Source organism: Ruegeria sp. CE8, assembly GCF_056537465.1.
Genome location: NZ_JBQFRP010000004.1, coordinates 86,453 through 99,372 on the forward strand (window position 1 = coordinate 86,453; position 12,920 = coordinate 99,372).

Sequence of the window (12,920 nt, forward strand, 5' to 3'; positions counted from 1 at the left end):
TGCATCTTCTTGAAGAGATCAAATAGCACGAAACGTTCATTGTTCATGGATTCATACAGGCCTCTGCCGCGCCCGCAAGATCAATAATAAGCCGAAAGCGGACGCGTTTGCAGCCGTTCACAGAACGTGGAAAGCCATGAAGGTGAAGCCCTTTTTTCCCACAGTTTGAGAACTTGGACAAATGCGGTTCCAGCTGAGCGTAACTCCAGTCAGCCCTTCGATTTACATTGGGGAGTATGCATCAGTTTCATCACGTTCATAGTGGGTCGGCGAGTTGAATGCCGTCAGCAACCAACCTCTTTCTACATCGTGCTTGTACAGTCGCTCCGGGGCCAAACGCTCTTGCAAGAGACACGTGACCTTTTCCTCGTACTCCGGGGATTCATCAAACAGACCCAAGTATGTAGTCTTTGAACAATCAAACTCGACCTGCTCGATCATCGACATCAATCCAGGCCGTCCTTGAGTGTTACTCCAATCCCACCGCGAAAACAGAACCCCTTTTACCGAGCAGATTTCGGAACGGAGTTCAAAACGAACACGCCCATTCTTCTCATTGAGGACCAAATTGCCATTGACGACCGCATCAATCAGAAGTTTGATCAGCCCTTTATGTGTGTTCATCGCTTTCCCTTAAATATTGTTGTTGGCTTGAGGGAAGTGTGTTCACAACAAAAAATAGCAAAAAAGTTTGTTTGCGAGGTCAAGTGTTGGCCAACGATTGAAAGCCTTGCTGCTGAATAGCCAACGCTCGCTCCTTAAACTGGAACGCAAGAGACCTTAGGGGCCTGTCGCTCGCTACAACTTGCACCAACGGACCTGAGCGGACATCAGATTTCTAAACCGTGTCACAGTGCGGCTGGATAATCCGCAAATTCGCTGCATGCGCCTATCAATTGCTCACAGCACATCATGTCTGAGCCCTGAGACCCGGGAAGCTAAGGGATGTTCACGCCAAGATTTTCGTCGGCTTAGTAGATTGAAATCAGGAGAAAAACTCATCAGAAAAGCAAGGAAAATGCGGGAGGGACGTTCAGAATGGACTAATACGCTTCTGAGTATTGGTCCGCACTGTCCCGAAGACCCACACTTCGCTTGAAATTTCTCGCTGGGCTGTATCCCAATGTCGATTGGGGCGGGAAGCAGACCTTCGCTGCACTGTTCGTCGAGGTTCGCAGAATGGAGCTAACCAGACGTTGGTTAGGCTCGGAGACGGCGTACAAGGTGCGCAAAGCGTGATGTCAGTGGTAGAACGGCTGGATCCAAGTATTGCCAAACCAAACTTTCTGCACCCTTGTTAGTCAAAAAAGATAAGGTGAGGCTTCAAGTGGTGTAGCTGCATTTGGGGGATCGAATTTTGAGCCTCGTCTACCTATGGGCATTTCTCGTCACGCTTGTGCAGATGTCTTTAGCCTTCGGAGTCACTGTACATGCTGTTCTGAGAAAGCGCGATACGCGCGCGGTCATTGGCTGGTCAGCCCTTGCTTGGCTTGCGCCGTTTGTTGGCTCCTTGGCGTACATCATACTGGGCGTCAATCGGATCAACCGGGCTGGTACACGGATGGGCCTGTCAGACACCATGCGCCGAATTCCAGGTTTCTCTCTCTCGGAAAGTGAGAGAGTGTTGTTTGAAGAGGCTAATATCCAACTACCTCACTTGGCCGGATTAGCCCGTGCCGGGGAAGCTCTTAGCGCAAAGCCACTCTTGCCGGGAAACACGGTCGATTGCCTGCGAGATGGTGATGAGGCCTTTCCGGAGATGATCGCGGCCATAGATAGCGCCAATTTATCGGTTGGATTGTTGAGCTATATTTTTGACAGCGACCGAGCAGGAGAAGAATTCTTGAATGCGCTCGTCCGCGCCAAGGATCGCGGCGTGGTAGTGCGCGTTCTTATCGACTGCGTTGGCGCGCGCTACAGCAAGGAAAACATGGTTATTCGTTTGAAAGAGATGGGCATTGAGGCCGCGAGTTTTCTTCCTACAAGCGGGTTCTCCTCACGCCGCTTTTCAAACCTCAGAAATCACAGAAAAATCCTTGTTGTGGATGGCTGCATTGGCTTCACAGGCGGCACCAATATTCGCGAAGCGCATTGCCTGAACTTCGATCCCGAAGCGCCGACACAATGCCTGCACTTCAAATTCGAGGGGCCGGTTGTAAGCCACTTCAAACAAGTGTTTGTCACGGACTGGGCCTTCACCACAGGTGAACAGTTGAGCGGCCCGGCATGGTTTCCAGAGCTTACCCGCCATGGCACAGTCTGGTCGCGGGGAATTTCGCACGGACCAGACGAGGATTTCGAGACGCTCAGCAAACTCATTTTCGCAGCGCTGTCGGCCGCGCGGGAACGGGTGCGTATTGTCAGCCCTTATTTCCTGCCAGATTCTCGGCTGATAGAAGCGCTTTCAGTGGCGGCGCTCCGTGGCATCAAGGTCGAAATCTACCTGCCATCCAACAACAACGTTAAGGTTGTCGAGTGGGCAGCTATGGGGCAGATCGGGCAAATTTTGGAACATGGTTGCCGGGTTTTCTTCACCAAGCCACCATTCGATCACACGAAAATCATGCTCGTGGACGACGTTTGGGCTCTTGTTGGAAGCACAAATTGGGATCCCAGAAGCCTGCGATTGAACTTTGAGTTCAATGTTGAATGCTATCATCGAGAGCTGTCGGAAGAACTCCATGCCATCCTTGACTCAAAAGCACTTGGCGCTCGGGAAATTAGCCTTGAAGAGATCAATGATCTCCCGCTTTTGGCCAAATTGCGCAACGGTTTCGCCCGGCTACTTTCCCCCTACCTGTAGGATGCACAACTTAGCCTCAGGCCCGAATTTCCCGAAGGTTCAAGACACTTGACTGCCATGACCCTGGTTGCCGCTCAATAGGATCGTGCTGTCTGTTTTTCACAGGCAGACGACGGCCCATTGGCGCCTCAAGTGCATGGGGGTTGGTTCTGTCCGCCGCAAGCGTTAGCACCAATTTGCGCACCAGCAGCGGCTCCCACCAGAGTTGCAGCTGTTCTCCCACTGCCGGAACCGATTTGGTTCCCCACCGCCGCGCCAACAAGTGCTCCGGAGGCCGCGTTCACGCCTTGATTATTTGTGCAAGAGGCAAGACTTGCCCCACAAAAAATCAACACCACAGTTGCCTTAACAATTCCTTTCATAGGATCCTCCGTTTGCTACATGTGTCCCAACCATTCGTGCGCTCGGACAAATGGTTCTATTTCACAGCCAAATGGACGTCAGATACGATGCCGTGGTAGAAGACGACTTCGATTGCATCCCCCTGATCCATTTGCCAGCGTTCAATTTTGCCGATTTCAGAAAATTCCAAGATACTTTCGCGAGCGAAACCATTGCGTTGCAACCAGTTTGTGGCCGACGCATCGCGGCTTCCCACAAGGCTTTTGCGCACAAATTCTGTACCGGACACTTCTGAGGAACCGGTTTTGCCAAGCTCTCGGCAATTGAGCGGCCTCATCTGACTGGTCCAAGTTGATTGTTAGTGCATCGTCGGCCTGTGATCCATCGGGATGATGGTTTCGGGCGCCGGTGGGCGATAACCCAATGCACTGTGGGGCCTCTTTGTGTTGTAGTGTTTCCTCCATTCTTCGATCAGGATTTGTGCTTCTCGCAAGCTGTAGAAGATCTCGCCGTTGAGCAGTTCATCCCTCATCCGCCCGTTGAAACTTTCGCAGTATCCGTTTTCCCAAGGAGACCCTGGTTCGATGTAGGCGGTCTTGGCCCCAACGGCAGCGATCCAGTCCCGAACCGCCTGAGCAACGAACTCGGGGCCATTGTCGGAACGTATGAAGACAGGAGCGCCACGCAGGATGAACAGATCCGTTAGAGCATCAATCACATCCGAAGAGTTGAGCTTGCGCTTCACCTTGATCGCCAGGCATTCCCGGCTGTGCTCGTCCAGAATGTTCAAAGTGCGGAACACCTTCCCATCATCTGTCCGACAATGAACAAAGTCATATGACCAGACATGGTTTCGATATTCAGGCCGCAGCCGGACGCATGATCCGTCATTCAGCCAGAGCCGCCCCTTCTTCGGTTGTTTTGCTGGAACTTTCAGCCCCTCTCGTCGCCATAGTCGTTCGACACGACCGTCACTGACCGACCAACCCGCCTCTCTGAGCAGAGCCGCTATCCGACGATAGCCGTAGCGGCCGTACTGCCTGGCCAGTTCGATCATGTCGGCAACCAACCGGTCCTCATCTGCACGGCCTCTCGGAGCGTGCCTCTGTGTCGAACGATGTTGCCCCAACACGCGGCAGGCCCTGCGCTCAGACACTTTGAACTGGCTTCGCACATGATCGATGCAAGCTCGGCGACGCGCGGGGCTCAGTAGTTTCCCCGTGCAGCTTCCTTCAAGATCAGCTTGTCGAGCGTCAGATCCGACACCGCTCGTCTCAGCCGTTCGTTCTCCTTCTGAAGTCGCTTCAGTTCCTTCAGCTGATCCACGCCCATTCCACCATACTGCTTGCGCCACCGGTAATAGGTCTGTTCAACAACACCTATCTGTCGGATCGCGTCCAGACGGGGCATGCCTTGCCCCATCAACACTTCAACCTGCCGCAACTTCGCGACAATCTCTTCGGGCTTCGGTCGCTTGTTCGCCATTCTCAGTCCTCCGTTTCCTAAACATAACGGTGGACCAGTTCAGATGGGGAGGCTCAGTTCGGCTTCGGCCGACACCATTGTTGCCTTGGCACCGTAGGCAACTTTCTCGGAACCCGCCGGGTTTTCGCGAGACAGGTTGCAAATACGCTTGCGCAGCCTGCGGATCATGTCCTCGCCAAGGACGCTCGAAAGATACCCCAGCACCCATTTCAGCGCGAGGCTCAGGGTTATCACCGCGCCCATAGCAGCACCAAGCCACAGCAAGCCTCCGGGGCTTATGTTCTTTTCGGTCAGACCGTTCACGATTTCCTTCTGGTAGTTCAGTGGAAACGCCGCCAGGGCGGCAATGGCCAGCGACAGCAAGATGTTGACCACCTGACGATGTCCCGTAGTTCTCAAGATAGATTTGTAAAATTCGATCACTCGATCCCCCAAAGTCCAAGAGCACCTTTGCTTGAAGGTGCGGGTACATTGTTGTGACTGCACCCTAACACTCAATCCAATCTGAATATAAATCTACCTATTCTCCGGACTAAACGACTACGCTTGAGACGCTCGAATTTAGGAGCAACGAAATGAGTGCAACACATACAGTGGGAATTGAGAGCGGCCGCTGAGGTCCAATCCTGGAGAAACGGAGCTGCACCAAATAGACGAGAGATCTCGAACACAATTTGGTGGATTGGTCGACTTACAGGTTGACCGGAATCTGAGATTAGTTCGAATGTCGGCTCTTGATGCTACAACGCAGAATGTGATTGAACGATGAGTGTCCGGAACGGGCCGGGCGAGTAGCCTTAGATTGGAGTTACGGCACGTACGGTGACCAACTGCCTGGCCGCCACCCTTTCGCGATGTATCATATACAGCCCTGCACCGATGATGATGGCAATGCCAAGCAGGCTAAGCGTGTTCGGGAAATCATTAAAGACAAGATAGCCGAACAAGGTCGCTATCGGCAGCTCAAAATACTGCAGCGGTGCCAGCGTGACGGAAGGCGCAAAAGACAGCGCGTAGGTCATCATCATGTGGCTCACCGTCGCAAAAAAGCCAGCGCCTAAAAGCCACAACAACGCGATATCTGTCGGCCAAACGGGATCAAACAAATCAGAGCCGGAACCTTGGGCAATAATTAGAGCTGGAATGCAAAACAGGCTGGCGATCAGGCCGGTGTGGAATTGCAGGGTCACAGGGTGCACCCGACGCGACAATCCCCGGGTCAACAGAATGTAGAAGGCGAAGGCAATTGCCGTGCCAAGCGGAATAATGGCAACCGCGCCGAATGCTGCGAAACTGGGCTGGATGACTAACAACACCCCGACAAACCCCACAAGCGCCGCGCCAACGCGACGCGGGCCGACGTCTTCACCAAGATAGAACTTGCCGATCAACAAGACGATGAAAGGGGCAATGAACACGATTGCCAGCGCATCGGCAAGGGGCATCACCCGGATTGCGGCAATGAAACAAAATGTTGCGAACACCAACAGCAATGAGCGGAAAACCAGCACCATCACCTGATCTTTCGCCACGCGCACTGACAGACCCATTATCCAGATGAAAGGCGCCATTAGCGCGCATTGCACCACAAACCGGGCAGCCGTAATCTGCCCAACCGGCACGCTGGTCGACGCGAGTTTCGCAGAAACGTCCAGCAAAGGAGCGGTTAGGCAAAACCCCAGCATCAGCGCAACGCCGACAAGGGTGCGATCCGGAGATTGGGGTATGGTTTCAGCAGAGGTCATCGTTTCATTTAGATATGTCGCCAAATGCGTGTCTGTTCTCAATACGACGACAGGCAAAAATCCCGCAATCCACGAGTTCGGGTTGAATTGGATATAGCGCTCGCGGCGAATGTCTCCTCTGACGGGCCGTACAGCCGCATCAGGTGGCAGGGTCAAAGGCAGCTAAGGGCCGTTTGCTTCTTTGGGACGCCAGGGCGGAAAGCAGTCATTTTCTGCACTTGCCAACTTGATCATCGAGTACCCGGAAAGCGGACGTTTACGTTAATCAGCCATGGGAAGCCTTTGAACCGACGCCTAACGCCACGAGCATTGATAGTCTGGGAGCAAGTTCAGCTGTCCTTGATCAGCAGAACCAACCGGAATGCAGTTTTAGAGAAGATCGTTGTCGCCAATTGTCAGTCAAATGCGGTAAGCTTGGTTTGAATAACGAACCGTGTTACCGGGTCAGTTTTTTCGTTTTCTAATATAGCTTTGAGTTTATGATCCAATCGAGCTTCTTGCCAGTCGCGCGCGGCGATAGCGATGTTCAAAGCCAATTCGGGGTCTTCGTTCAGACATCTGGAAAAAATACTGATGATCACATCTCGTAGGTTCGGAGAGACCGATCCAGCGTCGGCCAATGCTCGTACGAGGTTCTGTCTGTTTTCCAGCTTCCGACCAGGCATTTGAAGTGCATTGTCGATGGTTTCCACGGCGGCTAACCCATCCAATTCCACTCCGGCCAGCGCCCATTCGTATGCATAGCTACTGCCCTTATCCAGTGCTTGTTCATAACGTGACTTTACGATCTTGGCGGCCTGCGCATCGTCCGTTTGCAGGCCAAGGAGACGAATTGAAACGGGTAGAAAGCTGATGCGGTTGATATTGCGAAATTCTTGCGAAAGCTGGTCAATTGGAACTTTTGGGCGCAGGGCTCTAACAACGGAATACGGCGCACGATCCAATTCGATCAACGCCGTGTCACGCAAAACAAGATCGTCGGAGTTCAGATACCGGGCGAAAAACTCTGCGCGTTCAGAAGTGGTTCCGCTGTCGAAAGGCCAGTGTCTGGCTGCCGCCTCAAGATCAGTCAGAAACTTTTCCCTGTCCGCTGTCAGGGTAAAAATCCTTTTCCAGCTGCGAGAGAGGCTGCGTCCGGCAGCATCTTTATCTACAGCACCATAAGTAAACAGGACGCTCTTTTCTGGGTCATTGAGAAAGGTTGCCCGGGTTGTGCTATCGACGAGAAATGGGATTTCAGAGAGACTCGCAAGGTCCTTCTGAGTGCCTTTAATCAGTTTCTTAGGCGTAAACCGGAACGGGTTGTCCGGTGCGGGTCCGGCCAAAACGATGATCTCGGCTGAAATCAAATGGTCCGCAAGTGATGCATCTGGAAGCGTCGTACACACCGGGCATGCGTTGGCGGGATAGGGAGCGGATACAAGAGCAATCAAAATGCCGACAACCAAGGCAGGGGCTTTCAGAAAACGCATGAAGCAATTCTTGAGCGTGTAGTGACTGCCACAAAAGAACATTTGATATACCACCATTTTCGAACGGCCAACACAACTAATCATGGAGTGGTCAAGGCTCTGTTGTAAAGTTCAATGCACGGCGTGTGAGTTCATCGATCCCGTTGGATCCAGATCAATAGGTCTGCGAGAGGCCCGTTTCCGATAACAAAAACACGATCTTTTGCGCTGAGGTGGATTCGACAGGAAGTCGAAGGCTTTGCTAAATGGGCATGAGCCCTAAACAATCAATTCGCGGAGCAATGTAACATCTAATATCCCGACTGAACCATAATCTGTTGTTATTCCGCCTTCGCGCACGAGATCTGACAGCAGAGCCGAAGTTTTTGAGAGTGAAAGGCAGGCCGCGTCTGCAAGTTCCCGCTGTGTGACCGGGACTTGATCGAACGGAGGGTTGCCTTGAAAGCCATTACGGTACCCTGCAAGACGCAGCAGAACCGACACCAGTCGCTGCTTTGAATCCTTTACTAAAAGATCATCGGCTGCGCCGAGTGCAATCGCCTGATTCAGACCGGCCAGCATAGCGACGGCATGCCAGGCTCGTGGGTCTTGAAGGGCAATCTTGTCAAACACGGCCCGTGTGATTTCGTTTAAGGTGGAGTTTTCCGCAGCGACCATTTCCATAACACGGGATTGAGGTATGATGAACTCAAACTCGCCAAACCAAAAACCCGAACCGGCCACATGTGCGAAATTCAGAGGGTGGTCATTCACCGAAACAAACATTCGCACTTTACCGCTCTGAACACCAAAAAGGCTCTGTTGTTCCTGTCCGACGGTGTAGATGATATCACCCTCGGCGTAGGTTCGCAGGCGAGATTTCTGGATTAAAGTATCCGCTAAGTCGCGCGGGAGGTTTGAGAGCCAGCCTGACAAGTTTTTGTTACCCCTTAGCGCAACCCTTCTCACTTTCGGTCCTATCATTTGATTAACAGCATAGATCAATTATCCAAATTTGGATAATTGCAAGAATTTTTATTGCTATCAATGATACAGCAGCGACCCCGAAATTTGAGCGAAACCCTTTATGCGCCGACTTCTTTGCATTGCTTCAGGACTGATCCGGCCATCCTCTATGGCAGCGCAAGAAACCTTGGCAACCAACTACGGAGAAAGTCCATACCGCAGCTCGTTATTGTCTTAGGTGTTTTCATCTACGCCGCCTCGAACGCCTTTCTTACGGGGGGGCTCGGCGTTGCTGCACGGGATATTGGCATGAGCGAGTTTCAGGTTGGGATCATCCTTGGTCTCGGTGCACTTCTCGTTATTCCGACCGCGCCTGTCTGGGGCACGATTGCCGAGGAGGTAAATCGGCGAACTCTTATCTTGATCTCGCTTCCGATGGTTGCTGTTGGGCCGTTGGCAATGGCCTTGGTTTTCTCAAATATGATGACGCTAACTGTAACGTCGGCATTCTGGATGCTTGTTGTGGCGAGATCGATAAAAGGTATCTTCGGCGGGGCTTTGCTAACAACGACGCAAGCCCTCATTGCGGATACAACGGCGACCGATTGGCGTGTCTCGGGCATGGGTGCCATGGGAGCGTCAGTGACCGCAGGCGCTCTGTTTGGCTCTATACTTCTTTGGTCGGCTGCTGGTTGTGGGATAGCCTTTGGTTTCTTCCTATTGGTCCTCGGCGTAATAATAGCCTTTGCTATATCGTACGTCTGTTTACCAAATGTGCATGCAGCGGCGGGTAGAAAATCAACAGAACCTGTACCTGTTCGGAATGTGTGGCACTTTTTCTTGATGACCTTTCTGGGCTTCACATCTTACGCGATGATTGTTCCCACGATCGGGCTCAGGCTGGTAGATGGTTTGAACCTCTCAAGCACTGATGCAATTGCAACAGCGGGTCTCATTTTGGCGCTTACTACATTTGCGCTCACTATCTCGCAGTTGATTATTTCAGCTTGTAGAACATCGGTGTCGGTGTCGCTGTTTTGGGGCTCTGGATTGGGTGTCCTAATCGGCCTGATCGCGTTGTTTGCCGCGGAAAGGGTACTTTCCACCGCGATTGCGATGCTCATCATTGGCGGATCATTGGGGTGTTTGGTTCCATGCTTAATGGGTGGGTTGAGTCTTTCGGTGGGACCGGGAGTTCAGGGCAAAGTCGCAGGTTTGAACATAGCCTTCCGGGGGTTGGGGCTGGCTGTGGGGCCGATCATTGGGACCTGGTTGTATCGCATCGACATGAATGCCCCACTGATTGCCGCTGCGATCGCAATGCTATTGCTTTTGCCGACATCGTTACGCAAATTTCAACCCGCTTTGTCTTAGGTCAGTCAACGCCGTCTGGAAGAAACCCAAAAAGTCGATGGTCTGATTGAAAACCTATGAGCGTATACTGCTGCGATTCCTTGGCGCACCAGTATCAGGACATGGCAACAGCCTCTAATTGATCAACGTCCGCAAGACGGATTGCGCCTCGTTCGATCGATAACAATCCATCAGTTTGCATCTGATTCAATAGTGGACTCAGCCTACCTTTGGATAAGTTAACAATCCCTCCCAAGGTTCGTTGGTCGAAATCTATCAACGCAGGCCGCCCTCCAAAGCTGTCGTAGCACCCGGCCAATTGTAGAAGGATTAGCGCCAGTCTCTTACGACTGTCGCGCTCCATTAAAGAGTCGGCTATGCGAAGTATTTGCAAGTTGTGTTGCTGAGACAGATCAAAAAGATGCTTCCAAAGAATTGGGGCCTGATCCGCGATCTCACGAAGTGCCTTTAACTCCAGGTAAGCTACAATGCTGGAGCGCTTGGCCCGAACACCCATTAGGCGATTTCCTCGAAACAAAGATGCTTCTCCTACCCAGTGTCCACTGTGAAGCAAGTAACACGGTTGCGGTGAACGCGGGCCGACGAATACCTCGAGCTCCAAGCAACCGTCAGCCAATCCCACCATGCCGCCCGGTTCAGCTCCAATAGAAAACGGCCTGTCTCCTCTTTCGATTTTCCGGAAGAACAGCTTCTGTTCGAATGGCTTTTGTAAGTGATCTGGTAGGCTTGCCAGCCAACCATTTGATCGCAGAAACGTGAGATTTTCTTCGAACTTCAATTTGCAACGTCCACTTTTGGACGTAATTATTTCCCCAACCCTTCATAGTCAACATGAATCTCAAAGAGATATTTAGAGGTGCGGATTGCCATTTTCGTTTGTTTCTTACTCTTCGAGCGTGGTCTTGACTTCCTCGATTCTGGCGTCGGCCGCATTGGCCCAGGACACGCCACCTGTCGCTCCTACTGCCGAGTATTCACCCTATCCCAGTCAGGATTTTCCAAATCAGGTCTATTTTGGCGACACCCATGTGCACACGACGTATTCCGCTGACGCTGGTCTGATCGGCAACACGATCGGACCGGATGAAGCTTATCGTTTCGCAAAGGGAGAAACGGTGACGTCATCGACCGGGCTGAAGGCCCGTCTGGCCCGCCCGCTGGATTTTCTCGTAGTGGCAGATCACGCCGAAAATCTGGGAACTGCGCCGCTGCTCGCGGCGCGAGATCCTCGACTGCTTGAAACGGAATACGGGCAGTCGCTTCAGGCCGCCGTTGATGCAGGGGATCTACCCGGAGCCTGGGAGATTTTTTCGCTGACCAAAGCATCTGGTGAAGACCCGTTAGCAGATGTGCCCGGCGTGTACGATAGTGTTTGGCAAGAGATAACCGCAGCAGCTGAGCAGCATAACCAGCCAGGCGCCTTCACTGCCTTTATCGGGTTTGAGTGGACTTCGGCGTTCAATCGCTCGAATCTGCATCGCAACGTGATCTATCGTGGAGGCAAAGGGAACGCCGATACACGACTGCCGTTTTCAGCGTATGACAGCGTAGACCCAGAAGATCTTTGGGATTGGATGGCGCAGTATGAGGCAGATACCGGCGACCGCCTCTTGGCAATTCCGCACAACGGCAATCTGTCAAATGGACTAATGTTTGACACCGTCAAACTGGATAGCGATGAGCTTCTTGATGCCGACTACGCAACTCGCCGCGCCCGTTGGGAGCCGCTCTATGAGGTGACGCAAATGAAAGGGGATGGCGAAGCCCATCCTATGTTGTCACCCGACGACCTGTTTGCGGATTTCGAGACATGGGACAAAGGACAACTTGGTCCGAACCCAAAAACGCCCGAGATGATCCCCAACGAATATGCGCGTGAAGCGCTGAAGCGAGGTCTGGCCTACCGTACCGAGCTTGGCGTGAACCCATTCAAATTTGGGATGATTGGCTCGACGGATACCCACACCTCGCTGTCAACCGCTCAAGAAAACAATATGTTCGGTAAAGTCGTGGCCCTCGAACCGACGGCGGATCCGATCCGGTTTGAAGAAGTGGTCGGTGGGATTGGGGGTGACGAGAGCGTCGCGCAGTACGCTTGGCAAACCTCCGCCTCAGGCCTCACCGCTGTGTGGGCTCGCGAGAATACACGTGAAGCGATCTTTGACGCAATGATGCGCAAAGAGGTTTACGCAACTTCGGGCACTCACATCCGGGTGCGCGTTTTTGCCGGCTACGATTTTGAAGAATCCGACCTCCCTCGGTCGGACTTCGCGGCGCATGGCTACGCCAATGGCGTACCTATGGGGGGTGATCTGGGAAAGAGTGAAGGCCGTGTGCCGCGATTCCTAATTCGGGCGTTGCGAGACCCCGACGGAGCCAACCTGGACCGGGTTCAGGTCATTAAAGGCTGGCTGAACGCCGACGACACCACATCCGAGAAAGTCTATGACGTCTCATGCGGTGGTCGCGAGGTTGTCGACGGGGCGTGTGATGGTCTGGTCGGCGATACGGTTAATGCCGAGGAGGCTTCATACACCAATGAAATCGGCCAAGCCATTCTTGGCGGTTACTGGGAAGATCCGGATTTTGATCCTGATCAGAGTGCATTTTACTATGTACGGGTTCTGGAAATCCCAACGCCGCGTTGGACGACCTACGACCGCAAGTTCTTTGGTGTCGAACTTCCACCAGAAGCTCCGATCTCCATCCAGGACCGCGCCTATACATCTCCCATTTGGTATACTCCGGAGTAAT

11 protein-coding genes are annotated in these 12,920 nt (G+C 52.7%); 3 read left to right on the top strand and 8 right to left on the bottom strand.

All coding sequences use genetic code 11. The annotated features are described in order from the left end of the window. Nucleotides 1-222: 222 nt before the first annotated feature. Nucleotides 223-624, bottom strand: a complete 402-nt coding sequence (locus tag ACR0AA_RS08870) for a hypothetical protein (RefSeq protein ID WP_282027773.1) — start codon at nt 622-624, stop codon at nt 223-225. Between the two features lie 733 nt (nt 625-1,357). Here ACR0AA_RS08870 and ACR0AA_RS08875 point away from each other — a divergent pair. After that, nucleotides 1,358-2,803: a phospholipase D-like domain-containing protein gene (locus ACR0AA_RS08875; protein WP_480755864.1), complete on the top strand. Its 1,446-nt coding sequence runs from the start codon at nt 1,358-1,360 to the stop codon at nt 2,801-2,803. Nucleotides 2,804-2,931: 128 nt separating this feature from the next. Here the strand turns inward: ACR0AA_RS08875 and ACR0AA_RS08880 are convergent, their stop codons facing one another. The 6 genes from ACR0AA_RS08880 to ACR0AA_RS08905 form a co-directional block, all read right to left on the bottom strand. Further along, nucleotides 2,932-3,165 carry a glycine zipper 2TM domain-containing protein gene (locus ACR0AA_RS08880; protein ID WP_480755865.1) on the bottom strand — a complete coding sequence of 78 codons (234 nt, stop codon included), beginning with the start codon at nt 3,163-3,165 and terminating at the stop codon, nt 2,932-2,934. Between the two features lie 338 nt (nt 3,166-3,503). Beyond that, nucleotides 3,504-4,630, bottom strand: a protein-coding gene (locus ACR0AA_RS08885) for an IS3 family transposase (RefSeq protein ID WP_480755866.1) whose coding sequence is annotated in 2 segments (ribosomal slippage) — nt 3,504-4,366 and nt 4,366-4,630 — 1,128 coding nt in all. Because the reading frame shifts where the segments join, the coding sequence is not laid out codon by codon here. 39 nt (nt 4,631-4,669) lie between these two features. Next, nucleotides 4,670-5,005, bottom strand: a complete 336-nt coding sequence (locus ACR0AA_RS08890; RefSeq protein WP_480755867.1) for a hypothetical protein — start codon at nt 5,003-5,005, stop codon at nt 4,670-4,672. Nucleotides 5,006-5,427: 422 nt separating this feature from the next. Continuing rightward, nucleotides 5,428-6,357, bottom strand: a complete 930-nt coding sequence (locus ACR0AA_RS08895) for a DMT family transporter (protein WP_480755931.1) — start codon at nt 6,355-6,357, stop codon at nt 5,428-5,430. Between the two features lie 413 nt (nt 6,358-6,770). Next, nucleotides 6,771-7,847, bottom strand: a complete 1,077-nt coding sequence (locus ACR0AA_RS08900) for a hypothetical protein (protein ID WP_170336609.1) — start codon at nt 7,845-7,847, stop codon at nt 6,771-6,773. Nucleotides 7,848-8,105: 258 nt separating this feature from the next. Further along, the gene (locus ACR0AA_RS08905) at nt 8,106-8,831 is read right to left on the bottom strand and encodes a Crp/Fnr family transcriptional regulator (protein WP_170336613.1); all 726 of its coding nucleotides are present in this window, start codon (nt 8,829-8,831) and stop codon (nt 8,106-8,108) included. 66 nt (nt 8,832-8,897) lie between these two features. Between ACR0AA_RS08905 and ACR0AA_RS08910 the strand changes: the two genes are divergently transcribed. Beyond that, nucleotides 8,898-10,166: an MFS transporter gene (locus tag ACR0AA_RS08910; protein ID WP_480755868.1), complete on the top strand. Its 1,269-nt coding sequence runs from the start codon at nt 8,898-8,900 to the stop codon at nt 10,164-10,166. A gap of 94 nt (nt 10,167-10,260) precedes the next feature. Here the strand turns inward: ACR0AA_RS08910 and ACR0AA_RS08915 are convergent, their stop codons facing one another. Then, nucleotides 10,261-10,944 (bottom strand): Crp/Fnr family transcriptional regulator, encoded by a 684-nt coding sequence (locus ACR0AA_RS08915; RefSeq protein WP_480755869.1) that lies wholly within the window; start codon nt 10,942-10,944, stop codon nt 10,261-10,263. A gap of 118 nt (nt 10,945-11,062) precedes the next feature. On the opposite strand from ACR0AA_RS08915, the gene ACR0AA_RS08920 reads away from it, so the two are divergent. Further along, the gene (locus ACR0AA_RS08920; protein ID WP_480527586.1) at nt 11,063-12,919 is read left to right on the top strand and encodes a DUF3604 domain-containing protein; all 1,857 of its coding nucleotides are present in this window, start codon (nt 11,063-11,065) and stop codon (nt 12,917-12,919) included. Nucleotide 12,920: the final 1 nt, after the last annotated feature.